At 30.0% G+C, this 25090-nt stretch carries 25 protein-coding genes; 17 read left to right on the top strand and 8 right to left on the bottom strand.

Annotated elements, in window-relative coordinates; translation table 11 throughout:
• Window position 1: 1 nt before the first annotated feature.
• From ACWOA3_RS08310 to ACWOA3_RS08300, 3 genes are all read right to left on the bottom strand, one after another.
• The gene (locus ACWOA3_RS08310) at window positions 2-1600 is read right to left on the bottom strand and encodes an ABC transporter permease (RefSeq protein ID WP_456885269.1); all 1599 of its coding nucleotides are present in this window, start codon (window positions 1598-1600) and stop codon (window positions 2-4) included.
• A gap of 210 nt (window positions 1601-1810) precedes the next feature.
• Window positions 1811-2851, bottom strand: a complete 1041-nt coding sequence (locus ACWOA3_RS08305; RefSeq protein WP_442566662.1) for an ABC transporter substrate-binding protein — start codon at window positions 2849-2851, stop codon at window positions 1811-1813.
• A gap of 190 nt (window positions 2852-3041) precedes the next feature.
• Entirely contained in the window at window positions 3042-4187 is a 1146-nt protein-coding gene (locus tag ACWOA3_RS08300) for an NAD(P)/FAD-dependent oxidoreductase (RefSeq protein ID WP_456885267.1), read from the bottom strand.
• Window positions 4188-4452: 265 nt separating this feature from the next.
• On the opposite strand from ACWOA3_RS08300, the gene ACWOA3_RS08295 reads away from it, so the two are divergent.
• Both ACWOA3_RS08295 and ACWOA3_RS08290 read left to right on the top strand, forming a co-directional pair.
• Complete coding sequence (locus ACWOA3_RS08295; protein ID WP_456885266.1) at window positions 4453-5655, top strand: hypothetical protein; 1203 nt, start codon at window positions 4453-4455, stop codon at window positions 5653-5655.
• A gap of 2 nt (window positions 5656-5657) precedes the next feature.
• Window positions 5658-5945, top strand: coding sequence for a YutD-like domain-containing protein (locus ACWOA3_RS08290; RefSeq protein ID WP_003147842.1), 288 nt, complete (start codon window positions 5658-5660; stop codon window positions 5943-5945).
• A 43-nt stretch (window positions 5946-5988) separates the two neighbouring features.
• Here the strand turns inward: ACWOA3_RS08290 and ACWOA3_RS08285 are convergent, their stop codons facing one another.
• Entirely contained in the window at window positions 5989-7005 is a 1017-nt protein-coding gene (locus ACWOA3_RS08285) for a lactonase family protein (protein ID WP_003147841.1), read from the bottom strand.
• Between the two features lie 303 nt (window positions 7006-7308).
• On the opposite strand from ACWOA3_RS08285, the gene guaA reads away from it, so the two are divergent.
• The 3 genes from guaA to ACWOA3_RS08270 all read left to right on the top strand — a co-directional run bounded on the left by guaA (window position 7309) and on the right by ACWOA3_RS08270 (window position 9759).
• A complete protein-coding gene (guaA, locus tag ACWOA3_RS08280; RefSeq protein ID WP_003147840.1) occupies window positions 7309-8853 on the top strand; it encodes a glutamine-hydrolyzing GMP synthase in 1545 nt (514 codons plus the stop codon).
• Window positions 8844-8969: a hypothetical protein gene (locus ACWOA3_RS08275; protein ID WP_269208065.1), complete on the top strand. Its 126-nt coding sequence runs from the start codon at window positions 8844-8846 to the stop codon at window positions 8967-8969. Before guaA ends, ACWOA3_RS08275 begins: the two co-directional genes overlap by 10 nt.
• Before the next feature lie 112 nt (window positions 8970-9081).
• Window positions 9082-9759, top strand: a complete 678-nt coding sequence (locus tag ACWOA3_RS08270) for a hypothetical protein (RefSeq protein WP_371458854.1) — start codon at window positions 9082-9084, stop codon at window positions 9757-9759.
• Window positions 9760-9937: 178 nt separating this feature from the next.
• Here ACWOA3_RS08270 and yidC read toward each other — a convergent pair whose 3' ends face one another.
• A complete protein-coding gene (yidC, locus tag ACWOA3_RS08265; RefSeq protein ID WP_003147837.1) occupies window positions 9938-10819 on the bottom strand; it encodes a membrane protein insertase YidC in 882 nt (293 codons plus the stop codon).
• 1037 nt (window positions 10820-11856) lie between these two features.
• On the opposite strand from yidC, the gene ACWOA3_RS08260 reads away from it, so the two are divergent.
• Window positions 11857-15579 carry a hypothetical protein gene (locus tag ACWOA3_RS08260; RefSeq protein WP_456885262.1) on the top strand — a complete coding sequence of 1241 codons (3723 nt, stop codon included), beginning with the start codon at window positions 11857-11859 and terminating at the stop codon, window positions 15577-15579.
• Window positions 15580-15992: 413 nt separating this feature from the next.
• Here the strand turns inward: ACWOA3_RS08260 and ACWOA3_RS08255 are convergent, their stop codons facing one another.
• Window positions 15993-16229 (bottom strand): hypothetical protein, encoded by a 237-nt coding sequence (locus ACWOA3_RS08255; protein ID WP_003147832.1) that lies wholly within the window; start codon window positions 16227-16229, stop codon window positions 15993-15995.
• Between the two features lie 242 nt (window positions 16230-16471).
• Here ACWOA3_RS08255 and ACWOA3_RS08250 point away from each other — a divergent pair, with 242 nt between their 5' ends.
• From ACWOA3_RS08250 to ACWOA3_RS08240, 3 genes are all read left to right on the top strand, one after another.
• Window positions 16472-17428 carry an aminoglycoside phosphotransferase family protein gene (locus ACWOA3_RS08250; RefSeq protein WP_003147831.1) on the top strand — a complete coding sequence of 319 codons (957 nt, stop codon included), beginning with the start codon at window positions 16472-16474 and terminating at the stop codon, window positions 17426-17428.
• A gap of 482 nt (window positions 17429-17910) precedes the next feature.
• On the top strand, window positions 17911-18309 hold the full coding sequence (locus ACWOA3_RS08245) for a restriction endonuclease subunit S (protein WP_456885260.1): 399 nt from the start codon (window positions 17911-17913) through the stop codon (window positions 18307-18309).
• A gap of 295 nt (window positions 18310-18604) precedes the next feature.
• Complete coding sequence (locus ACWOA3_RS08240) at window positions 18605-19075, top strand: GNAT family N-acetyltransferase (protein ID WP_003147829.1); 471 nt, start codon at window positions 18605-18607, stop codon at window positions 19073-19075.
• Between the two features lie 659 nt (window positions 19076-19734).
• Here the strand turns inward: ACWOA3_RS08240 and ACWOA3_RS08235 are convergent.
• A complete protein-coding gene (locus ACWOA3_RS08235) occupies window positions 19735-19839 on the bottom strand; it encodes a putative holin-like toxin (protein WP_081450717.1) in 105 nt (34 codons plus the stop codon).
• An 855-nt stretch (window positions 19840-20694) separates the two neighbouring features.
• On the opposite strand from ACWOA3_RS08235, the gene ACWOA3_RS08230 reads away from it, so the two are divergent.
• The 8 genes from ACWOA3_RS08230 (at window position 20695) to ACWOA3_RS08195 (ending at window position 23938) form a co-directional block, all read left to right on the top strand.
• Window positions 20695-20934: a GlsB/YeaQ/YmgE family stress response membrane protein gene (locus ACWOA3_RS08230; RefSeq protein ID WP_003147828.1), complete on the top strand. Its 240-nt coding sequence runs from the start codon at window positions 20695-20697 to the stop codon at window positions 20932-20934.
• Between the two features lie 315 nt (window positions 20935-21249).
• Window positions 21250-21453 (top strand): CsbD family protein, encoded by a 204-nt coding sequence (locus tag ACWOA3_RS08225; RefSeq protein ID WP_003147826.1) that lies wholly within the window; start codon window positions 21250-21252, stop codon window positions 21451-21453.
• A 170-nt stretch (window positions 21454-21623) separates the two neighbouring features.
• On the top strand, window positions 21624-21986 hold the full coding sequence (locus ACWOA3_RS08220; protein ID WP_456885258.1) for a TetR/AcrR family transcriptional regulator: 363 nt from the start codon (window positions 21624-21626) through the stop codon (window positions 21984-21986).
• 63 nt (window positions 21987-22049) lie between these two features.
• The gene (locus tag ACWOA3_RS08215) at window positions 22050-22220 is read left to right on the top strand and encodes a hypothetical protein (RefSeq protein ID WP_442566668.1); all 171 of its coding nucleotides are present in this window, start codon (window positions 22050-22052) and stop codon (window positions 22218-22220) included.
• The gene (locus ACWOA3_RS08210) at window positions 22207-23127 is read left to right on the top strand and encodes a DUF2871 family protein (RefSeq protein WP_456885255.1); all 921 of its coding nucleotides are present in this window, start codon (window positions 22207-22209) and stop codon (window positions 23125-23127) included. The genes ACWOA3_RS08215 and ACWOA3_RS08210 overlap by 14 nt, the downstream gene beginning before the upstream one ends.
• A gap of 33 nt (window positions 23128-23160) precedes the next feature.
• Window positions 23161-23289, top strand: a complete 129-nt coding sequence (locus ACWOA3_RS08205; protein ID WP_456885254.1) for a hypothetical protein — start codon at window positions 23161-23163, stop codon at window positions 23287-23289.
• 212 nt (window positions 23290-23501) lie between these two features.
• Complete coding sequence (locus ACWOA3_RS08200; RefSeq protein WP_003147823.1) at window positions 23502-23648, top strand: hypothetical protein; 147 nt, start codon at window positions 23502-23504, stop codon at window positions 23646-23648.
• 29 nt (window positions 23649-23677) lie between these two features.
• The gene (locus ACWOA3_RS08195) at window positions 23678-23938 is read left to right on the top strand and encodes a hypothetical protein (protein WP_442566670.1); all 261 of its coding nucleotides are present in this window, start codon (window positions 23678-23680) and stop codon (window positions 23936-23938) included.
• Between the two features lie 457 nt (window positions 23939-24395).
• On the opposite strand, the gene ACWOA3_RS08190 is transcribed toward ACWOA3_RS08195, so the two are convergent.
• Window positions 24396-25090: Spy0128 family protein (locus ACWOA3_RS08190; RefSeq protein WP_456885251.1), on the bottom strand; the 695-nt coding region annotated here is incomplete at its 5' end.

The raw sequence follows: 25090 nt of genomic DNA, 5'->3' as shown, positions 1-25090 counted from the left end.
TCTATCTCCTTCTATTTACTATTAAGTAATACGATATATTTATCACTAAGCATATCATAATTATGTAAAATGCAATAACCGAACCTATATCATATTTTCCACTTTCTATCACATCAAACATAACTATAGTCGCCACTTTTTGACTAGGATATATTAAGAAAATAATAGACCCAATTGTTGTCATCGTCGCCGTAAAACCATTAATAAAGCTTATATAAAAACCTTCGTAACTCATAGGAAATACAACATCCTTAATCTCATTGAACCTACTTCCTCCTAGGTCCCTCACTGATTTTAGCTGATCTTCAGATACTTGACTTATAGAGCTATAACCTATTTTTGTAGCAAACGGCATCTGCTTAAATACTAAGTTTAATATTACTATTAATGCTGTTCCTGTTAATTTCAAAGGATATGAATTAAAGGCTAGTACGTAACCCAATCCGAAGAATGTACCAGGTAGTATATACGGTAAAGCCGCCACAAAATCAATCATTTTTAAGACTCTGACATTTCTTATGTAAATATAATATTGAAGAACATGACCTACTACTGAAGAAATCAATCCAGCAATAAACGAATAAATCACACTTCTTACAAACACATCGGTTATATAATCGTTAGCGTCTATAAAATTTTGTAATGTAAATATTAATTTTCCATATTCCATAGTTGAAAATGCCGAAATAATTATCGCACTATATAGACTAGCTAACATCAAAACGACAATCGTAGTAACTATTAAAGATATATAGTAAATAATACCAGATTTCTTAATACTAGCCTCTAATACACCAACATTTTTACTACCTAGTGTAGTATTTCTAAAACTCTTAAAGAATATCAAAAATATAAGAAGCGACGGTATTAGAATAATTAAATTCATTAATACAGCCCTACTAATATTTCCTTCAGCAATAAATGCTAAATAACCTTCAGTGGCAAGAACATTATACTTACCTCCTATTATAGCCGGTGTTGCAAAATCAGCCATACTCCTTAAGAATGTCAACAGAATAACTACTTTAATAACAGGTCTCATGAGCGGAAGAAGAATATCTAATATTATTCTATTAGTATTTGCACCTAAAGATCTAGCTGAGTTAATCACACCTTTATCAATTCCTTTTAGAAATCCAACGAAAAGTAGGACATTTATAGAAATATGCGTCACACTCTGCATGCTGACTATTCCAAAGAAACCATAAGGATCGTAATCTAATTTAAGCAGATTGTAACTTATTAAGCCGCGTCTTCCAAATAAATTTATATATGATAATGAAGTCACAAACGGTGGTGATATCATAGAAATCATAAATATAAGAACTATTATCTTCTTGAATTTCGATGTTCCAATAAAATAATAAAGTGAAACAGCCACCGATATAAAGACGGTAACTACAGTAGTTGCTGTGGCTACTTTTACAGTATTTACTAACAAATGAGAATAACTAGTAATATTAGTTAATAGTTCCGAAAACAACTCACCTTTATAGCCATAATTAAAGACAGCAACAAACGGATATAATACAAAAAGTATAAAAGAAGTAATAATAAGTCCTATGACAATACTGTCAAATAAATTTATTTTTTTAAACATACTATCTCCTTTAATATTATAAAAATTGGGAGTGACTCAAAAATCGTGATTTCTTAAGAAACAAGATTTTGTCGAGTCACCCCCACACAGTTTATTAGATATCTAAAAAGTTTTCATAAAGCGAATTTAGATATCAATAAACCACTGTGTCTATGAGTTATAGTGCACACTTTTTAAAATTTAGACTTTTCGGGACAACCCCAATCCATTCTATTTATCTCCCACTAATTCTTTCCATTTTTTAAGAATAGCGCTACGTTCATTACCAAATGAAGCTAAATCTTCTTTAAGAAGTTTGTCTTTTGGTAGGCCTAAATCAGCTCCTTTAGAGCCATCAATTACCATTTGTGCCCCATCTTTCCCATCAAGTTCAGCGATTAATTGTTGATTCTCAGGTTTTAAAATAAAGTCTTCAAATGCTTTTGCTATATCAGTAGCTTGAGAATTTTTAAATATTGCTACACCTTCAGGAATCCAAGGAATACCATCTTCAGGATAAACAACTTTTAGGTTGTGTTTTTTAGCTGCATCAAAGGCAGATTTATCAACAGGAATAATACCTATTCCAAATTCACCGGCAACTGTTTTTTCTTGTGGATCTTTACCACGTTTACTATAGAAATCAACATTTTTGTTAAATGCTGTCCAGTATTCCCATCCTTTTTCAGTACCTTTTTGTCCTAAAATACCTGCTACAGCACCGAAATTAGTTCCTGAAATTGCTGGATTACTCATAATAATTGTTCCTTTATATTTCGGATCAGTTAAATCAGACCATTTTTTAGGAACTTCTAATCCTTTTTCTTTTAAGACATTTTCATTAACTAAGAATCCAACTACAGTAATACCTTTTGATAACCAGTAATTTTCTGTATCCTTGAATCCTTCCTTGATTTTGTCAGAACCTTTAGCTTCATATTGCTCTAAAAGACCATCTTTTTTAGCAGCCATGAAAGCATCAATTCCTCCACCGAACCAAAGATCTCCCATCGGCTTACCTTCTGCTTTAGTTCTTGAAATTACTTCTCCACTAGACATTGATAAAAACTCAACTTTACTATTTGTTTCTGCTGCAAACTTATCAAATAGCTTTTTATATTTTTCAGAAGTTGCCACAACATTCATTGTTTTACCACCGAAATCAATTTTGCTAGTTTCTTTTTTACTTTCAGTTGCTTGTTTTTGACCACAACCTAATAAAATTAGAGAAATTGATAAAATAATAGTTAATACTTTTAATATTCTTTTCATATTTATTGTATCCTTTCTTCAACTATAAGTTTATACAAAAATTATACTAAGAAATAAAGATACTTTCAACCTGTGCGAGTGTACATAACTTTTATTATTTTAATATTTTTATGTAAACATCCATATTATTATTTTAAGTGTTATATAACTATTTTTACAATATTTATATAATAAGAATAATAAAAATTTTTTATTCTATTCCATATTTTTCTTTAATTGCATCTGCTACAATCATTCCAGTAAACCATGCTACCATTAAATTATATCCACCAATTTCTCCATGTAAATCTAGTATCTCACCAGCAAAATATAGATTCTCTATTTTTTTATGGCTACAAGTTTTTGGACTTACCACTTTAAGATCTACTCCACCAGCGGTTGTAAAGGCGTATTCCAATGGCATAGTTTTTACATCAATAAGCTCATAACGTTTAATTCTCGTTACAAACTTTCTCAACTCTTTTTTGCTAACATTTTCTGGGAAATATTTTTCAATCATAAAGTTATAAAAACTTTTCGGTAGTTTTCCATTCAAGAACTTATTATCTTCCCACAGTTTAGCAAATAACTCCTCTTCATTTAGTTCAGGATAGAAATCCAAGTAAAACTTATCTTCAGGATACCTTGCTACAAACTCACCCATAGATATTGATAGCGGACCGCTTAATCCTTTATGTGTAAACAGCAGATCTCCGCTTCTTTCATTTTTCTTATGGAACATCCTCACATTTTGCAATGCAACTCCTGATAGCTCTGTAAAATCTTCAAATACTAAGGCTACCTCACTAGGATATATTTTCGTAATCTTAACCCCGTGTTTTTTTAGAATCCTATGTAGTGAACCATCACTCCCACTCTGAGGGTACGTTTTTCCACCTGCACATACTACGATATTCTTTCCATAGTATGTATCCACATTTGTTTTTACACCTACTAGCTTATCATCTTCAAATACTAAGTCTTCTACCTTTTCTTTATAGTTAATCTTCGCATGATCTATTTTAAAAGCATTAACTACATCTCTAGCCTTCTCACTTGCTGGATATAATCTTCTATTTTCCTGCTTTAACTTTAAATTATGTTTGTCAAAAAACTTCTTAACATTATATTTATGATAAGCACTTCTTAAAAATCTACCATTATGAACAGCAGCTACAAAATCCTCAGCGTTGTCGCTACTCATAACATTACAACGCCCATTACCAGTTAAAAGTAATTTTATCCCCGCTCTTCTATTTTGCTCAAGAACCAGAACTTTTAAACCACTATCATTAAGCCTATCTGCTATCATAAGTCCGGCACTACCAAGACCTATTACAATTACATCATATTTCATCTTAAATCTCTACTTTCTCCTATTTAATCAAACATCATCTAATTATAACACGGAATAATTTAGTTGCAAATTTTTCCTAATAAAATTTATTATAAGATTAATTACAATAGTTAAAATTTCTTAAATCTCCTCCTTCTTATTGGAATTTTTCCTTATTTTGTAATATACTAGAGTGTATATGTTTAGAATTATTTTCTCATTCATTATGAAACTGAATAGTGGGCTGATATTATTCTAAACAAGTTTGAAATAAAGGATTGAAATAATGAAACTAAAAAAAATTAGTATTTTGATTTTACTTCTTGTTTTCTTAATTCCAAACTTCACAAAAGCTGAAGATAGCTTTTTGGATAATAATGCGGTAATTGATTTTAGCGACGTTAATTCTCATCTAGTTGTTTCGGAATTAAATACTGGAAAAATCATTTCTAAACGTGGAGAAAATGAAAAAGCGTCAGTAGGTAAGCTTCCTAACTATCTTGCACTTTACCTGCTTGCTGACAATTTAAAAAATAATAAAATAACATTAGATTCAAAAATTGATATTAAAACTAGTGATGATATATTAACTAAATATAAATTTGAATCATCTATTACCGTTAAAGATGCTATCTTCTTATTAGAAAATGAAGCGTCAAATGGTCTTAATCAAGCAATCTTTAGTCATTTCAATATTGATATTACAAAAGCTAAGGATATACTTGCTGCAATGTCTCTTAACGATACAAAGCTAGAGACTTTCGATAACAACAGTACTACTAATATTAGTACTGCAAAAAATATTTCATATCTGACTAGTTTAATATTAAAAACTTACCCAGAAATAACAGAAATAACAAAAAATCCAGAACACACACTTGCAACTGGCGAAAAAATTAAAAATAGTGTTGAGTTTAAAGAATCTGATAAATTTAGAGTTTTAGGACTAGATTATTCTGAAAAGAACAGTGTTACATATGCATATAGTGGTAATACTAAACTTATCATTACAGTTTTAAACCAAAGCGATGATAAAGCTACTTATTTCGAAAAACTTCAGAAATCTTACGACTACTTATTTACGAATTATCACTATAAACTAGCACTTAAAGCTGGTACTTATACAATAAATAATGAAAAAATTACCTTCAATGAAGATATTTATGATTTATTCTATGAAAAACATTCTATAAAAGATGTAACATATTTACTAATGAATAAGAAAATACTTCTTTTCCAAAAATATGAAACTACATCTGCAAATGAAGGAACAGTTTTTTCTGAGTTTGCCTCTAATAACAACACTGGTACATTCGATAAAGTTAAGTCAAACTTTATCAATGATGAGAACTTTGATAAAAAAGATAACTACGAAAAAACTACTATCGTTATAGATCGCACGAAGTACTTTGCTACTGGTATACTGGCAATATATACACTTGTTTTCGCAGCACTATACGTTATGAGACAAGTGGTTAGAAAGGATTAGATATGGAGCAAAATAATTTAGTTTTTGAAGTAGAAGGTGCTATTTACGAACTTGTCTACAATTTTAAAGACGCCTTCCAAAAAGAAACGTTTGAAGAGAAATTAGTAGACGTTTTAAAAAATAAACCCTATATTGTCGGAGATATTTCTCATGAAAAACTACGACTTACCGGATTTATTTTAACAAAGGATAACAATAATCCTAAGAACATAAACAACCTTGAAGATTACATTCTAGAATACTGTAATTTTGGAGCGCCGTTCTTCGTAGTAAAAAAACGAAATTCATAAAAGAAATACCTAAGATGAGATTATCCTCATCCTAGGTATTTTTCTATATAAACTTGGCACATACAGCTTCTGGAACAGTAATCTCTGAATCAACAACTGTTAACTGTCCTGTTATTTCATCTACTCGATATACAGTAATCGTTCCACTATTTTCATTCGTTGCTAACGCAAATTTATTATCTTTTGATAAATCAAAATCTCTAGGACCTTTACCAAAAGTACTAATAGTTTGAATTTGTTTTAATCCATCTTTAGTATTTTCAAAAACAACTATCGCATCTTGTCCTCTGTTAGAAACATATACATACTTATTGTCATTTGAAATTTTTATCGCACTACCTTTGTTTTCCATCTTAAAGTCTTCTGGTAATGTAGGATAATATGTTGGATTAGCTAAATTCCCCTCTCCATCATAATCAAATGCAATAATTTCACTAGTAAGTTCCGTCATTACAAAAGCTTGTTTTTCATCACTACTAAATACTATGTGACGAACACCACTGCCATCTTTAACTTTAATAGTAGCTACTTTTTCTAAAACTCCTTCATTAAGTTTATACGATGTAATTTCATCAGTTCCTAAATCGCATGAAAATACATATTTTTCACTTGGAGTAAAGCCAGAGAAATGCACATGAGGTTTTTCTTGTCTTTCATGTACCCCACTTCCTTCATGGTGATCTGTTGATAGAAGTTTGACTAATTTACCATCTTCAACAGTGTAACTATCAATTGTACCTAAATGATAGTTGGCTGATAATAATATATTTTTTTCTGAGTTTAACTCAACATAACAAGGGGGATTTCCTTCTTGAGCTACTGATGTTAATTCTTTCAAGTTACCATTCTCTTCAACCTCAAAGCTAGAAACAGCTCCTTTTCCATCTACTCTAGATACACTATATAAATACTTGTTATCATTAGACAGTGCTAAATACGTTGGATTATCAACCTTCGCTGTATTTCTAACTTCTAACACTTTCCCTTCTTCTGATAAGTCTATTAAGTATATCCCTTCACTATCTTGTTTTGTATATGTTCCAATATATGCTCTTACCATTATTTTTCCTCCTACTTTCTATATAATAATTATAACATTTTCCAAAAAATTTTTATAAAATTTTCTCTCACCTATAATTCGTATAAACCAAAATTATCATTTTTTTTGAAAACTAAAAATCCTTTTTTACGAATTTTTCATCATTTACATAAAGTTAAAATTCGTTTTTTGTTGTTTTTTTGTCAAAAAATCAATTTTTCGAAGAAAAAAACTCTAAAAATTCTAACATTTAAGATTTTACATATCTCAAACTTCTTGTTATAATAGACTATATTAATAAAAGTATATTTTAGGAGGAAAACCGTGAAACACGAATTTATATTAGTTCTTGACTTTGGTAGTCAATATAACCAACTTATCACTCGCCGTGTACGTGAACTTGGTGTATATTCTGAACTACATGACAATGAAATTTCTATTGAAGAAATCAAAAAAATGAACCCTAAAGGAATCATCCTTTCAGGTGGACCAAACTCAGTTTACGAAGAAAACTCTCTTACTATTGATGATGAAATCTTCAACCTAGGTATTCCTGTACTAGGAATTTGTTATGGAATGCAACTTATGCAACACAAACTAGGAGGAAAAGTAGAATCTGCAACAAGTAGAGAATACGGAGCTCACAATGTTGATGTAACTCCAGGAGCTAAACTATTCGAAGGCACTCCTGCTTCTCAACAAGTATTAATGAGTCACTCTGATAAAGTAGTTGAGCTAGCTGAAGGATTCAAAGTTGTCGCAACAAGCGATAACTGCCCTATCGCAGCAGCTGAAAATGTAGAGAAAAACTTCTACTGCTTCCAATTCCACCCAGAAGTACGTCACTCTGAATACGGTTATGATTTAATTAGAAACTTCATCCGTAACGTGTGTAACTGTACTGGCGATTGGACAATCCAAAACTTCATCGATGAGAAAATCGAAGAAATTCGTGCAGAAGTTGGAGATCAAAAAGTTCTTTGTGCATTATCTGGTGGTGTAGATTCATCAGTTGTTGCTGCTCTATTAGATAAAGCAATCGGAGATCAACTTATCTGTATGTTCATCGACCACGGTTTACTTCGTAAAGGTGAAGCTGAAGCTGTAATGAACACATTCAGTAAAGAAATCGAAGGTGGATTCAACATGAATCTTATCAAAGTCGATGCTAAAGACAGATTCTTAGGAAAACTTAAAGGTGTAAGTGATCCAGAACAAAAACGTAAAATCATCGGAAATGAATTCGTTTATGTATTTGATGAAGAGTGTGCTAAACTACATGACGTACCATTCTTAGCTCAAGGTACTCTTTACACTGACGTTATTGAATCAGGAACTAAAAACGCTCAAACAATTAAATCTCACCACAACGTAGGTGGATTACCAGAAGATATGCGTTTTTCTCTAATCGAACCACTAAACACTCTATTCAAAGATGAAGTTCGTGCATTAGGAGAAGCTCTTGGTCTTCCTCACGAAATCGTTTGGCGCCAACCATTCCCAGGACCTGGACTTGGTATTCGTGTTCTTGGAGAAGTAACAGAAGAAAAACTTCAAATTGTACGTGACAGTGACTTCATCTTACGTGATGTTATCGCTAAACGTGGATTAGAAAGTGAAATCTGGCAATACTTCACATGTCTTCCAGACATTCGTTCAGTAGGAGTTATGGGAGATGTGCGTACATATGACTACACAGTTGCAGTTCGTGCCGTAACAAGTATCGACGGTATGACAGCAAGCTGGGCTCACATTCCATTTGAGGTTCTAGAAGAAATCTCAGCTCGTATCGTAAATGAAGTTGCTCACGTTAACCGCGTAGTCTACGACATTACTAGTAAGCCTCCAGCAACTATTGAGTGGGAATAATTAATAAACTTGAATTTGAAATTCTACTTGAAGATAAAGTCAATCATTTTGGATTATCAGCAAAAGATGAAGCTAAAAAGAGTCTTAAATTTACGAAAATAGAAGTTAAAACTTAACACATACTTTAATCAGTAGATTAAGGTGGCATATATCTAATTTATCTAAAATTAAGATTTAAAAAATTCACATAAATAATTAAAGCTTCATAAAATTGGGAGGTATACTATATTGAACAAAAATAAAGTCTTCAATACCATCCAAGAAGACATTGGACAAATTGAAAAACAATTAAATAATAGGAATGGTTCTGGTGAATTATGGAGTAATTTAGAAACAAAATATTCCATACTTTTACCAGATATTATCAAACACATTAAAGTAGGCGGCAAAATAGGCACTATTGGCCTAGAATTTGATTTTAGGCCTGAATTAAAAAAGTTAAAAACCGCTTTATTAACCTGGATTTCAATAAATGAAGATGAATTAGAGATGGATGGCACCTATATTCATAATAAGGCAAAAGACTCTATTCATAATATTCCTAGGGCTACTGAAAAAGAGTTACACAATTTAATTATTGAATCTAAAATATATATCAGTAAAGAAGATTATAATCAAAAGAAGATTGGCCTTGAGAAGATATGGGATGCTTTTGAACGACTAAAAACTATTAAGGGCATTGATAAAAAAGTTTCTATTAATACCATTATTGCTCATATTACAAATGGTGATAAAGAAATTTCTCAAATGCTCGATAACGAATTTAGAGAGTTAACAAAAATTGGCAATTCCTATTCAATAAGACACTCAGAAATCACTCAGAAAAAATTACCTAACAGTCAATTCATAGAATACTTATATTTTAGAATGTTATCTTTAATATCATGTATACTAAATTTAATATAAGTTAACTTTACTCTATACCAAATATTTCTATAAAATGTGGCTCTGGGCATGAGAAAATAACGATATAAAATGCTAAGCAGTTTTAAGCTGCTTGACATTTTTACTGGCTGTATAATAAATCCGGGGCATGGGAAAAATCATGCTCCGGATCTATTATACAGCCTTATTTTATAAGTTCTTACCTTTTAACTAATTTATTTTTAGTTACTTTTTTACTTTTTATAGTAGTTAGCTTTGGGATATATGGCGGATATAATTTACGCCCAAGGGATATTTGAAAAATAACTAAAATTCCACTAACTATAAAGTAAATCCCTATTGCTGCTATACTCGTATAGGTAATAAAAGTTAACATTATCGGTGTTATCCACACCATATTTTTTGACATATTCTGCATACGCTCTGCTTCGGGATTAGTTTGCGCCATAGGATTGGCTTGCATCATACTTTGAGAAATTTTTCCAACTACCATATAAACAATAAAAACAAGTATTAAAATAATATAGGATTTTTCTCCAAGAGAAATAGATAAAAAACTTGAATTTAAGATATCTTTTGAATATATTGGATTTTGTAAAGTAAAATATAATCCTGTAACAAATGGTGCTTGAATTAAAATAGGTATTAAATTCCCGAAAATTGCTGGAGAACAATCATACTTCTTATAGATTTTGAAAATCTCTCTCTGTAGTTCTGCTTGTTCCATTCTTATTTTCATTCGCTCATCATTACTAAACACCCTTTTTTCACTTTCTCTAAGCTGTTTTATCTTTTCTTGAACAATATCCAACTCGGGTTTTGCACGCTCCATATTCATAGATGATATACGTTGCTTCTTATAATTTTTAAGCATAAAAGGTAAGATAATCCCCTTTACAATAAGAGTAATAATAATAATTGAAATTCCCCAAACTCCAATATAATTATTTATATACGCTAAAAATACATCCATATTTTTAGTGAAAGTATTATAAAAAAAACCATCACTGTCCTGAGCAGAACATCCAAATAGCATTGTGGTTAAAGTTAATATATATGCATATAAAAGATACTTCTTCATAATTTTAATCTCCGTATATTTGTGTGTCCCATATATAATATCATATTTTTAATAAAAAAACAAAAAAACATAAAGAATTTAAGATAACTTATTGGCTTAAAAAAGTAAAGGGCAAGAGTATTTTTTCGTAACCTTAAAAATCTTCCTTGCTAATCCTTTACTTTTTTATTTTTTGCTCTGCACCAGAAAGAATTATTTTGTATTATCATAATTTCATGATATAATTACTCCGCTACTTTTCACTAAACTCGCAACAGAGGGAGGTGGGTTTATGTTTAATTGGTTTGATTTTACACTTTCTATCACGGCAAGTATAGCTGCTTATTATATTTGCAAATGGCTAGATAGAATTTTTAGAAAGTAACTAGCCTTGAGATAAAAAAAGACAGGAATGGTACTCCTGTCTTTTTTGTTTATGTTTAATTTGTTTGATTTGCTTATACATCAATTTTAAACTAATACTTTCTTTTTGTCAATTCCATTATCTAGATTACAAAAAATAATTTTTCACATCGACATCTTTTCAAAAACATCCATATTTTCTAAATAATACTTTTTTGATTTATCGTAACTTCATTATACAGGAATTTACTCTTCTTTTTTTATCCCACATCTATTGTGTTACTAAAAGAATTACAACCATTAAATATCCTCTTATATTCTACGAATATAAAAAATATGCTATAATAAAAATATTAAAGCGAGAGTGTAATAACTCAGTAATGTCTTAATATCTTAGTTGAAAACATAACTTACTAATACGATCTCAAAAGAATTAGTATCTTTCCTTAATATCATAAAGATACATATTCTATTGAGATAGATAAAAATACTATCCCATTTATTTTTATAAAAATTTGATTGTAGTTAGATAATTAGAAAAAATTTAACTATATATAATATCAAACAAGACTATAAAAGTTATTTATAGTTTACTTAAGAAAATATTTAATTAAAATATTAAATAAAATGAGAAAATTAAACAGTATAAAGGTATTGATGATATACTTATTGTTGTGAATAAAGGAGTGGTTGAAATGCTTGGATTGCTATTAGATAATATTGCATCACTTGGAACTGCTGAAGCCCAAAAACTTTTGATTTCAGCTGGTAATAGTGCACTGAAAAATTATAAAGACGCCCTCACATGGAAAAAAACAATTGTAGAGACAGGCGAATTTTTCATTAAAAATGAGAATGACCAAAGTTTGTTTTTTGATGACTTGAAGATAGTACTATCAGAAGAAAACTTATCAAAGATTGCAGAGGATTTAAATACTGAAGATGGTTACGATTTACAGCATAAACTATATACATCTTTTATGCAGCTTATGTATAAGTACGAAATTCCACACGAAATTGCTGAATCTTATACTAACAAAATTATGTACACGGTACTAGAGCAGTTAAGATATATAAACCCTCAGAAATATGAACATTATTTTCTTAACGACTGGAGAGCAGAGCAGAAAAAACTTTTTTCAGAGTTGACGAATCGCATTGACAAGATGTCAAGGGAACTTGTAATTTATAATCGTGAGCAAATTAAAATCTCATCTTCGGGAAAGATGGATATTGATCTTAGAAAAAGTACAGCTTACCCCTCTATTGGAATTGAATTTTTCATTATCGACGATGAGCATTTCCAAAATAAATTTGTGAATTTAAGATATAACGAATTAGTATTCATAAGCGGTCGCAACAAAGAAGAAACTATTTTTTGTATTCTTAATGAATTATGGAGACTTAATGATAGACGACCTATCTATATAGTGAAAAATTTGGAATCGTGGAAAAAACTTCAATCAACAGGGACTAAAGGGAATATTTATATTCCTTCGTTTTATGCTGACGAGATAGCAGTAATTGAAAACAATACTAATATTTTCGTAATGGATGAAAATACTCCAGTATTTGGTAAAAGTGTTTTGAAGTTACGCCCAAGGACGCGTGATACATTATTAAAATGCTTACACACCGCAGGGTTAGAATCTAGCAAAGCCTATTCTTTATTATCTGATACAAATGGATTATATAGCCAAATGAAAAAGCAGATGTTTAAAGGAGAATATTTAAAAAAACCTACTTGGATAACTGGAATAAGTGAAAAAGCAAAAAAAACATGTCTTCTTATTGGAAGTTGGGAGGAAACTGACGGTGATAAGTTAATTATAGAATCTCTATATGAGGATTCATATGATAAGTTTATTGAGGAAGTTCTTCCATATGCAAAAGGAGAAGATCCTTTGCTATACAGAGTTAAGCTTAATGGTAGTCTATCATACTATTTAGCAAGTATTGAAAATATATGGGATTATCTCAATGTATTAACTAACGAAAAAATTTGGAAATCATTTATTACTGTGTTTCTTGAAGTTATTAATGAATCTGAAAATTTATTTACTTATGATGGTAATGAAAGACTTCTTGCACAGTTTAAAGGTGAAAGATTGTTTTGGTCAAAAACAATACGAAAAGGAATGTTAAAAACATTACTTATTAAAGCTATAGACGATGGTGATAAAGAAACTCAATTATACCTTAACAAATTAGTTGAGAATATTTTAAAGTATGTTAAAACGGAAAAACAATGGATTTATATATCAAAATTCTGGACCGAACTCTGTGAGATTTCTCCTGTAGCTGTAATAGATAAAATTGAACATGAATGGGAGGAAAATACAGGATTGTTTTCTCTTTTTCAAAACCAATCAAATGACTTTCCTTTTAATAGAAATCATTATATAGATATCCTATGGGGGATTGAACAGTTCATTACTCAAAAAGAATTCTTTTGGACATCCTTTAAATGGCTCCTTAAATTAGATTCACAACAGTTTGACTATAAATCTAATTCTCCTAAAGACACCATTTCAAAGATATTTTGTATATGGATGAATTTTTCTCCTTTACAGACTGCAAAAGAAAAAATTAAAGCCGCCGAAATAGCCTTCAAAATTAATTATGATAATACGTGGGAATACTTATTTTCAGCAATTGATTACAATGGAAAAGGTATATTCGGTGAATTATCAACACCAAAATATCGTGAACATTATAACTCACAATCCACAACAATAGCTGAAATGAAAAATACACAATTAGGATATTTTAACTTACTAATGAACCACATGGATTTCTCAGTAAATCGTTGGAAAAAGATACTTAAATTATCAAGTGAATTACCAGGTGAACTCCGAAGAAAGTCTTTCGAACAGCTTTTCTACGAACTAAGTCAAATGTCTGATGAAGAAGTAATGCTAATTAAAAATAAGATTCGTCATCTCATTTTTACACATAGATATTTCGCATCTTCTCACTGGGCAATGTCTGAAGAAAATCTTATTGAGTACGACAACCTTCTTAATAAGATACATATTAATACATCAGAGTATGAATATGGTTATTTATTTAAAAATAATTATGATTTCCCGCTACTACATCCTGAACCATATGATAGAAATGGAGCACGCGTTAAAAACGAGAATGCTAAAGAAAACCTAATAAAAGAAAAAATCTTAGAATTTCAATCTATTAATTATGATTTATCAATATTAGCTAAAATATACGCTAATGAATCATATTCATCTTTAGGTACCTATTTAGCAAAATATTGGAATGATGGAACGTGGGATTATGCAACATTCAGATGTTTATTAAAAGCACAACCATCAGGTCAGATTGCGTGCGATTATTTGAGAGAATTCAATGATATAAAATGTATACCATATAGCTCAATCATTGAAGATTTAATAAGTAGTGATTACTCATTAGAAACATTAGCAAGTGTATATAGAATTGAAGCTTCTAGAACAAAAAATATTCCATTAGTAGCTATGGCTTCAGAATCAATTAAGAAAGAGTTTTGGAAAAAATACATTCATTGTGAAGAATGTAATGATTCATGGCTTCTAGCTGAATGTAAGAAATATGCTACTTTAGATATGTATTTAAATCAAATTCATCAAATGCACTATAGAAAACCTTTAGCCGCAGAAAAAATATTTGATTGCTTTAATGAAATTGAGAAAATACCCTGTTTTGAAATTAATCAGATGACAAGTTATTATGCTGAACAGTTAATTAGTGTAATTCAAACTGCATATATTAATGATTTAGAAAAATGCAAGCGAATATCCCAGATTGAAGTATTTTTTATGAATTTATTAACCTGGGACCAAATGAAGTGTTTTCATCAAATGATTAAACAGTCTCCGGAAATATTAGCTCAACTAGTTGCTGCGATATTTAAAAAGGATCATAATTCTACGGATAATTTATTTGAAGAGAAAAAATATATCCATAATATGCATTTAATCTATTATAAGGCCCATTTTTGTCCTGCAGAACTTGATGGAAAAGTAGATGAAAATAATCTAGAAGCGTGGATAAAAACATATAGAGAATTATTAATCGAGAACGATCAAGAAAGCTTGTTTACATCAACGCTCGGCAGAGTATTCTCTTTTTCTCCGGTGGATGATGATGGACATGAACCATGTAAGGCAGTAAGAAATATGATTGAAAAATACGGTGATGATAAAATGATTAATAGTTATCAAATTTCTGTGTTCAACAGACGTGGTGTTTTTAACGCTTCGGCAGGAAAAGAAGAATTAAGGATAGCCGAAGAATTTAAAAAAAATGCTGAATATTTAGAACCAAATTATCCAAAGACTGCAAAAATCTTCTATAAATTGTTTGAAAGTTACAATGATCTATCCATACAAGAAAGGGTCTATGCAGAAAACTATTTGTAGTAGTGGTATATATTCTAGATAGGTTCGAAAATAAAAGGGAAACTTGGTATATGTGTTGTTAAAGAAAAAAATAGAAGCTAGTATATTCACCAAGAAACTTGATATAGTTTACTTTTGAAAACTAAATACAGGAAAAATACAAATTTATACCCTGCCATTTCCCCTGCCGATATAGAAAATAAAGTAGACACTCCCTATGATATCAACTACTCATGATAGATTCTTCCTCTATTGAGTGGGAATAATTAACAAGAGTAATTTAAGTCAAGAAACCTTATTTAAACAGCATTTTAAAAGTTATATATAGACTTAAAATAACATAAAACACTTTGGATTGTCTCCAAAGTGTCTCCAAAACCTCACCGTAAAATTCGGTGAGGTTTGTTTTATAAAAAAAGATATATTGCATAAAACTAATTATTCCTCTTTGAGATAACTTCTAAATCACTTGACCATAACTCTTCTATATTTGTACTATATTTAGAAAATAAATCTTCTTTCTTTTTTCCATCTTCTTTTCTTATCATTACTTTTATTTCTTTAAGATTCACCTTTTCTAAAGCACACTCTATCATTTCTTTAATCTTTTCTGATGAATAATGTTGTTCAGATTTTCTACTTTGAAGAACAGTCTTTAAGAAGTGTCGCATCTGACAGGAATATTTCACATCCGGCTTTGATGAAGAAGAGGGATAAGATTTTGAAGAAGCTTAAAGAGATTATTGGAGAATAATGTGTAGTAAGAGGGTGGCTTGGTAGCTGCCCTCTTTTTTGACACTAAGCTAAGATTGTGATGAGAATATTAATGGAGAAATATGGAAATAAATATTATAATATTAATGGAGAAATATGGAAATAAATATTATAATATTAAAAAGGAGAATTAAACTAAATGGTTAGATGGAATGAATTGATTCCCGAAGATGTTGGTAAAAAGTTAACTGCTTTAGATGTTGACGGGATTAAATGGAAAAACAACTTAAACGCTTTGATCGAGGGCATTGGAAAAGAGTGGGAAATTTCTTTAGAGGGAGTTATTGAAGGAGGGTCAGAAGCTTTTGTAGTAAGGTGTACTTCAATCAATGGGAAAAAATGTATATTGAAGATATTTATTCCTCAATTAGAAGGAAATTCAGTATTTGTCCAGCAGGTAGAAGCCTATAAAATCGCAAATGGATATGGATATGCAAAACTTATTAAATATGATATCGAAAAAAAGGCTATGCTGTTAGAGTGCTTAGGATTATCTATGTACGAGTTAACCTATTCGCCAGAAGAGCAAATAAAGACTATCTGCTCTTTGTTAAAGGAAACATGGATTACTATAGATGAAAATTATTGTCTAAAGCCCATGAAAGAATTAATTCAGTGGTTTAGGAAGTTTATAATTAACTCTTGGGAAAAAACTGGGAAACCTTGCGATAAAAAAGTTATTGAGCGAGCTATGTTATACTTGGAGTCGAGATTAATAAGTGTTAATTTATATGAACCGGTTTTGGTTCATGGAGATCCACACCCAGGTAATATTTTACAAACGCTCAACGATGACCCAGTATCGTTTAAATTTATTGATCCTGATGGAATAATTGGAGAGCCAGGATATGACCTTGGCGTACTCATGAGAGAGTGGATAGATGAATTTGAAGACTTCCCAATAGAAAAAGCGAAGGAGCGTATCTCATTATTATTTAAAGAAACAGGAATAGATATTCAGAGTATATGGGAATGGGGGTTCATTCAATTGGTATCCACAGGATTGTTTTTGAAATTAATAGAGGGAACAGGTTTAGGAGATAGAATGTTAACTATTTCTTCAGAATGGTTAAGCATACAAAACATAAAACAGTAACTAACTCTTGTAAATAAAAACTATAGAAATATAATGATTATTTTTGGTTTTTGGACAGCTTTTGAGGCTGTCTTTTTTTTCTTCATATTTCAAATTCGAAGAGTTTTTTTATTTTTAGGTTACCAACCATGGTCTTATTTCAGGTTTATAGGTGAGGGGCATTATGTCTCTTTCATTCCTAAAACAGGAATGCTAAAAAACAACCTCCTACATCAGATGATTAGGAGATGAACCTTGACAACTGAATAGACCACGGCGGACTTTAATCGTTAGTGAGCGAGATAATTCCTACGCAAAGACCTTCTTGCTGAGGAAGGCTATCTTTTTATTTATGAGATAGTCGGACTTGGTTTAAATGAATACCAAGCATTTGAGGATAGAAAGAAGCGAGCGAGAAATAGGAAGTCTTAGAGTAAAGGTAGGAACTTTATGAGCATTGATACTAACGAGGATAATGATACTTCCTTGAAAACAAATACTTATTGAAAAATATTTCATGGAGAGAATTTTTTATTGAGGATATCTGTGAGATTAAATCTGGAAAAGATATTTATGAAAGAGAACGTATTAGTGGTAATACTCCATATGTTACTGCTACCGCTACTAATAATGGTATCGGTTACTTTATTTCTAATACGAATACTACACTACAAGAAAAATGTATATCGGTTAATCGTAACGGTTCGGTCGGATATGCATTTTATCATTCGTACCCCGCACTTTTCGGAAATGATACGAGGAAATTAATTCCAAAATACAACAATGACCACGTAGCTAAATTCATCTCGTTTATGATTTCTAGTCAAAAAGAAAAATATAGCTATGGTTATAAAATGGGAATAATTAACAAGAGTAATTTAAGTCAAGAAACCTTGCTATAACTGACTTTTAGAAATTATATATAGGTTAAAAACAAGTTAAAACACTTTGGATTGTCTCCAAAGTGTTTCCAAAAAGACTCTATCAAAAATTATTGATGGGGTCTTTTTATTAAAATCTTTGATTTCTTACCTTATCTACACTAAAATATAAATATAAAAATAGATAATCGAGAATAATACATTCAACAACAAATTTTATTAAAATAGCAACATTTCAATTTCTTGTGACTTCTTGAATGATACCTATTAGCCGTGTTATAATTAAATGGAATTATAATTTTAAGAGGAAAATAATATGGATTTAATAATTAAAAAAATAATAGACAAGAAAGAAAAAGAAATAATATCAAAAGAGGTCCTTTACGACCTTCCTGAATGGTTTGGTCTACCTGAAAGTACAGAAGAGTATATTAAAGATTCACAAGATAAACCGTTTTTGGCTTGCTATTCAGATAATGAAGTTGCAGGTTTTATCGTATTAAATGCAACAAGTAAGGATACTGCAGATATTTTTGTAATGGGCATAAAGAAAAAATTTCATAGAATGGGAATTGGAACAAAACTAAATACAGAATTCGAAAATATGGCAAAAGGTCTTGGATATTCCTACTCACAGGTGAAAACTGTAAAAATGGGACACTACAAAGAATATGATATTACTAATGAATTCTATATCGCAATGGGTTATAAAGAATTAGAATGTTTCCCTACCTTATGGGACGAATGGAATCCATGTCAAATATATATTAAATATTTAGGAAAATAATACTTCAATAATGCTTTACTTATAAATAAAATATTTTAGTATCTAAAAGCTCGATGAGTAAAAATAAAAGTAGTATATTCACCAAGAAACTTGATATAGTTTACTTTTAAAAACTAAATACAAGATAAATACAAATTTATATCCTACCATTTTCCCCGCCAATAATTTTCGGTGGGGTCTTTTTATTAAAATCTTTGATTTCTTTCTTCATATATGGTAAGATATGGAGGAAATACCGTTTACACTGACTTTACTAATAATTTCTTAACTCACTACATTCGTAGAAATTATAGTAGTCGTAGTATAAATTATTCGTAATATTTTTCTTCAGTCTTTGACTTTGAAAAATAAACGACTAACTTAAAAGACGGTGGCTCGAATATGTAATTATTAAATAACTATCTTACCCAAAGCCAAAGTGTAAAGATGGTTATTTTTTATTGTCTTTTTTTAACGCTACAATACATGCATTAACTACTGAAACAATCAATAGATTTATTCCAATAATCGTCTGTATAATTTCATAAGCTGACAAAATCATTGCAATTAAATTCCGTTTATGCTAAAATAAAAGCATAAAAGAGAGAGCCGTTTTAAAGACGGTGGCTCTGGTTAAGTAATTTTTATAACCATCTTATCTCGCCAAAGTATAAAGATGGTTATTTTTTATTGTCTTTTTTCAATGCTACAATACATGCACTAACTACTGAAACTATCAATAGATTTATTCCAATAATCGTCTGTACAATTTCGTAAGCTGACAACTTGCTACTCCTTTCGTCAAGATTTTAGTGTATGCGAGCATAGCACCATCCCCTTTCTTATTGAAGTAGCCACCATCTTTATCGGGAACTAATGTCCCCTAACTTCTCTCTCCAGTTTTGATTATATCAAATTAAACTATCATAATCAACTATTTATAAATACTAATATATCAACACTTTTTACTAAATAATTATACTTTTTATACCCTGCCATTTCCCCTGCCAATATAAAAAATAAAATCGATACTTCCTATGATACCAACCACTCAGGACAGATTCTTCCCCTATTGAATGGGAATAATGCGGTGTAACTTAGAATTATTAGGAGTATAACGACGACATAATTCTTAGATACAGCGTATGCAACAAGAACTTTAATCTTAACGAGCAACGCGAGGAAAAGATTATTAGTTCTAACTGCTAACATAGTGAGATATATAAAACCCCTAATTTATAAGGGGTTTTATTTTAGTTATAACTAAAAAGGTAACTTAACCTAAGAAACCCTATTTTAATAGTATTTATAAAGTTATATATAGACTAAAAACAATAAATAACACTTTGGATTGTCTCCAAAGTGACCCCAAAAGCCCACCGAAATTGTCGGTGGGCTTTTCTATAAATAATCTACAAATTAAATATACTTAATGATTTTATTTATAAAGGATCTTTAAAAAACTCGACTGTAATCTTAAAAATTCGTTGTATATAAACACTAAACATTTTTTATGAACGTTTTCTTTGACTTTGAACATTTATTGATATACAGTAATAGTAGATAGATATTTACTTATTATGTCTAATTCTAACGACTAAGATAATAAATGTCTAAATAAACGGGAAAGGAGTAAAAATATGATTTGGTCAATTATTGTAGGAGGGTTTATAGGTTTTATTGCAGGAGGGATTACTAAAAAAGGTGGAGCAATGGGTATCATTGCAAACATCATTGCAGGATTAGTAGGTTCTTCTGTGGGACAAGCACTATTTGGTTCATGGGGACCTAAGTTAGCTGGAATGGCATTAGTTCCTTCTATCCTAGGTGCAGTTATTGTTATTGCTGTTGTATCATTCTTTTTTGGTAAAAAAGAATAAATAGCCTTTTCAAAAATAGTACGATTTAAAATTAATTAAATAGGTTGTTTTAGTATATCACTAATCATACTAATTACCGTTTTTTTAAACTACTATTTTTATGTGAAAGGAGGTATTTTACATGGTGCTAACGCCAGATTCTAGTATATCGGCAGGAAAAAATAAACATTTATCTAAAGTTGATGAAAAATAATCAGATGAAGAAATCAAAGAAATTGCCGATGAAGCGAGAGAAGCAGTAAAAAATGCTATAGAAGAAGTAAAAGAAATATTTGGTTATAACGAAGAATAACTTTTATAACAGGAGGTATTATTATGTCAATAGAAGAAAAATTAGATCAAGCTAAAGGATTAGTCAAAGAAGGTGTAGGAAAATTAACTGGTGATGAAAAACTAGAAAAAGAAGGAACTACAGAAAAAGTTGCTTCAAAAGTTAAAGAAGTTGTTGTAGATGCTAAGGATGCTCTAGAAGGAGCTATCGAAGGCGTTAAAAATGTAGTTAAAAAAGACGAAGAATAATTCTTAAAATAATTTATTTACCTTCACAACTTAAAATAAGCCCTATTTATCGTATAACTATAAAAAACGTTATATAGAATATAGGGCTTATTTATTTTTCACATTACCAAAAAGATAAGAAGAACATATATTAATAAAATTGATTCCCTTAACAAATGACACCATGTCACATGGAGGAAAAAATTCCTAAAGAAGTTTTTTATAATCTCACAAAGGAAAAACAAGAAAAAATAATTTTTGTATTTAAAGAAGCGTTCGAAGCCAAGCCATTTCAAAAGGTAAACGTTAAAGAAATAGTTGAAAAAGCAGGAATAGCTAGAAGTAGCTTTTATCAATATTTTAAAAACTTGGAAGATGCCTATTTTACAATTCTTAATAAAGAAACTGTTGATATTCATAAATTATTTATGAAAATGTTTTTGTTGAAAAATAGAAATTTGTCCGAGGCTTTAATTGCTTACGGTCATAAAATCGCAGATATACTATTCGACGAGAACACCTATATGATTTATAAAAATCGATATTTATATTAGAATGAAGATTTAAATAATAGTTGGGAAGCATCTCATAAAAATCAAGAAGAGCTATTTAAAGGTATGAGCGATAAAGGCTTAATGGATTTAGAAAAAATACATTTTGTAAAATCAATTATTCATAGTCTTATACAGAGGCTTTTTAGAGAAAGTTGGAGCAAGGAAGAATTTATAGAAAAATATATTAAACATTTAAGTTGGATTGAGAAAGGAGTTACTTATGGGAATTGTTGAAAGTTTATTTAATCTTACATATTTAAGTATAGTTTTATCACTAGGTATAAGACTATTGTTGGAAAAATCTAAAGAAGCTAAACTCTTTGTTATTATGGCTATAATCTTAGGTGTAGGCTATTCGTTTCATCTGTTACCGAGAATTATCTCACATTTGAGTTATAACGGCTTTGAAATCAATGCCTCTGCTCTTTCATGGGGTAAACTCGTCACAAGTATAACAATGACTCTCTTTTATGTTCTTTTCTACCATTATTACAAAAGTCAAAGTGGTGATTGTACCACAGCGAAAAGAAATATCATATATGTTTTAGCATTGATAAGAATAGCTTTAACCGTTCTTCCTCAAAACAACTGGGGAACCATTTCTGAAAATTACATGTTTGGAATATATAGAAATATCCCATTCGCGATAATGGGAGCCTTACTAATCTATTGGTCTTATAAGAAAAAGGACAAACCTGGATTAAAAAATATGAGCATATGTATTTTATTGAGCTTAGCATTTTATATTCCAGTCGTGCTTTGGGTAGACAGCTATCCTATTATAGGTGCTCTTATGATACCAAAAACCTTAGCATATTTAATGATTATTGTCTTTGGATATAGATATTTTGTTAACAAATTTGAAAAGAAAAATATTATTGGTCTATCTTATACATTCTTAGTTATGGGATTAATAGCAGGTGTATTTTATAGAGAATTTACAAAATTTTATAAATATTCAGATAATAATCATCTTTCAAAACTTCATGTGCATGTTTTAGCCCTTGGATTTTTACCAATGATGATTCTTTATCTAGTAGTTAAAGAATATGATGTTAAAAAAAACTTATCACTTAGAAAACCACTATATGTGTTTGTTTCAGGATTCACATTTACTATTGTTAATATAACCTTGTTTTGAATTTTCGAAATAGTTAGTGCAAGCAGACCTATAGTGAATAAAGCTGCTCTTAAAGGACTTTCTGGTCTTGGCCATATTGTTTTAGCTATAGGTATTGTTTGGATGGTTGTAAAAATTTTCCAAAATGAATCAAATATTACTTTAAGAAGTATTAAAGAATAATAATTAGATACCCTAATAATTTAAATAATACTGTAAAATAAGTTTACAAACAATAGTCTTCTATAATCAGCTCATAGGCGGTTATTGTTCTGTCCGCCACTCTTAATTTTTTCGATATTCTATGTATGTATACTCTATTAATAAACCATTGTAAAATATGATATAATATTATTGAAATTAAAGAACAAAAATAAAAATTTGGGGGTAATATTATGAGTTTTGATCTATTTATTTTTGAACGAAGAAAAGACATAAAAACTTCTCTAGATGTATTTAATTACTATGATGAATTTACAAAGTATAAGGAAAATAAAGACTATAATTCTTTACATGGCTGCTCTGATATAATAGTTACTTAAACGAAAAAATGTTCGAAAAATTTCCCCCAATGAATGGAGAATATGCCTTATCTGATGAAATTGCCTATGCATCTGAAGATACAGAGAATCATTTAACAGATTACAGCTTTGGTAAAAATGGAGTATATTGTGCATTTTTATACAATGTGGCAACTGAAGTATTAAAATTTTTAAAAAACACTGCCGAACAATATGGTATGGGAGTTTATAATCTAGCTACTGGTGAGATTTTTTGTAAAAATCTTGACATATTAAAATATAGTACCGAAAGTATAGGAGATACTTTATAAGATTGGAAGACTATTGAAAATTCTATTGCTACTCTTGATAAACCAGAAAGAGGTATAATAAAAGATCAATTTACCTTTATTACCATCTGGTTTGAAAATGATAACACAGCCTTAGAAAGTAATTACATTCAATGCACACCAAATTATGTGCCAAATGGTCTTTTTGCCCGTCTATTCAATAAAGATGCATCCAATAACATTTCTAGCTACTTTTTTGAAATAGCAAAAGATGATGCACTCTACCAAACACTTGTTCAAGATAAGAACGAATTAGAAATCCTTATAAAAAATTGGTGCATAGAAAGAAAAGAACTCGATATAAACACATACAAAAAAATTTTAGATTTATAAAATAAATCCGGGACATTTACCATGTCCCGGATTTTACTTAAAACGATTTATTACTATTGTAATTAACAAATAGCTATTTCTATTATTTTCTCTAAATCAAAAAAGATTATCGAGCATCTTTAGTACGATATAAGAAAATAGATAATGCTGCAAGTACAAGTCCTAAAAGGCTAGGGAATAATGGAGAATCAGTAGCTCCTGTATTTGGTAATGGTTTCTTAGGTTTTAGATCTTTTGGATCTTTTGGATCTTTTGGATCTACAGGTTTTTCTGGGGTTGGTTTATTATATTTATTTATAAACGTCACATTATCTCCATCTCCTGTTACTTTCGCTTCAAGTTGTCCTTGTCCATTGTCAGTAACTTTTACTTTTACTGTATAAGATTTTGAATCATATGTAACTCCTGCTTCATTTCCTGCTTTTTCTGTTACAGTATATTCATGTTCTCCTACTTCTGTATATGTAATATCTTCGAAAGTAACTGTTCCGTCTGCTTTGTTTTTAGCTGTTCCTACTACTTTAGTTCCTTCTTTTAGCTCAAACTCATATTTGTCTGCTTCTAAAGCTTTACCTTCTAATACTTTTTTAGCTGTAATAGTTGCTTTTGTTTCAGCTGCTTTATATGTATTTGTAATAGTTGGATTATTATCAGTTACTGTTGCTTCAAGTTGTCCTTGTCCATTGTCAGTAACTTTTACTTTTACTGTATAAGATTTTGAATCATATGTAACTCCTGCTTCATTTCCTGCTTTTTCTGTTACAGTATATTCATGTTCTCCTACTTCTGTATATGTAATAT

The organism is Gemella taiwanensis, assembly GCF_054054385.1.
The sequence above is the reverse complement of the archived record's forward strand: the minus strand, read 5'-3'. Positions and strand labels throughout refer to the sequence as shown.

Bases quoted from the DNA above. Each gene is read 5' to 3' on its own strand.
- ACWOA3_RS08250 (WP_003147831.1), top strand. From the start codon at position 16,472: ATGGTTAGATGGAATGAATTGATTCCCGAAGATGTTGGTAAAAAGTTA.
- ACWOA3_RS08195 (WP_442566670.1), top strand. From the start codon at position 23,678: ATGAATGGAGAATATGCCTTATCTGATGAAATTGCCTATGCATCTGAA.
- ACWOA3_RS08210 (WP_456885255.1), top strand. From the start codon at position 22,207: ATGGGAATTGTTGAAAGTTTATTTAATCTTACATATTTAAGTATAGTT.
- ACWOA3_RS08300 (WP_456885267.1), bottom strand. From the start codon at position 4,187: ATGAAATATGATGTAATTGTAATAGGTCTTGGTAGTGCCGGACTTATG.
- ACWOA3_RS08290 (WP_003147842.1), top strand. From the start codon at position 5,658: ATGGAGCAAAATAATTTAGTTTTTGAAGTAGAAGGTGCTATTTACGAA.
- ACWOA3_RS08230 (WP_003147828.1), top strand. From the start codon at position 20,695: ATGATTTGGTCAATTATTGTAGGAGGGTTTATAGGTTTTATTGCAGGA.
- ACWOA3_RS08240 (WP_003147829.1), top strand. From the start codon at position 18,605: ATGGATTTAATAATTAAAAAAATAATAGACAAGAAAGAAAAAGAAATA.
- ACWOA3_RS08225 (WP_003147826.1), top strand. From the start codon at position 21,250: ATGTCAATAGAAGAAAAATTAGATCAAGCTAAAGGATTAGTCAAAGAA.
- ACWOA3_RS08215 (WP_442566668.1), top strand. From the start codon at position 22,050: ATGAGCGATAAAGGCTTAATGGATTTAGAAAAAATACATTTTGTAAAA.
- ACWOA3_RS08310 (WP_456885269.1), bottom strand. From the start codon at position 1,600: ATGTTTAAAAAAATAAATTTATTTGACAGTATTGTCATAGGACTTATT.
- ACWOA3_RS08255 (WP_003147832.1), bottom strand. From the start codon at position 16,229: ATGCGACACTTCTTAAAGACTGTTCTTCAAAGTAGAAAATCTGAACAA.
- ACWOA3_RS08260 (WP_456885262.1), top strand. From the start codon at position 11,857: ATGCTTGGATTGCTATTAGATAATATTGCATCACTTGGAACTGCTGAA.
- ACWOA3_RS08295 (WP_456885266.1), top strand. From the start codon at position 4,453: ATGAAACTAAAAAAAATTAGTATTTTGATTTTACTTCTTGTTTTCTTA.
- ACWOA3_RS08200 (WP_003147823.1), top strand. From the start codon at position 23,502: ATGAGTTTTGATCTATTTATTTTTGAACGAAGAAAAGACATAAAAACT.
- ACWOA3_RS08285 (WP_003147841.1), bottom strand. From the start codon at position 7,005: ATGGTAAGAGCATATATTGGAACATATACAAAACAAGATAGTGAAGGG.
- ACWOA3_RS08305 (WP_442566662.1), bottom strand. From the start codon at position 2,851: ATGAAAAGAATATTAAAAGTATTAACTATTATTTTATCAATTTCTCTA.
- ACWOA3_RS08220 (WP_456885258.1), top strand. From the start codon at position 21,624: ATGGAGGAAAAAATTCCTAAAGAAGTTTTTTATAATCTCACAAAGGAA.
- yidC (WP_003147837.1), bottom strand. From the start codon at position 10,819: ATGAAGAAGTATCTTTTATATGCATATATATTAACTTTAACCACAATG.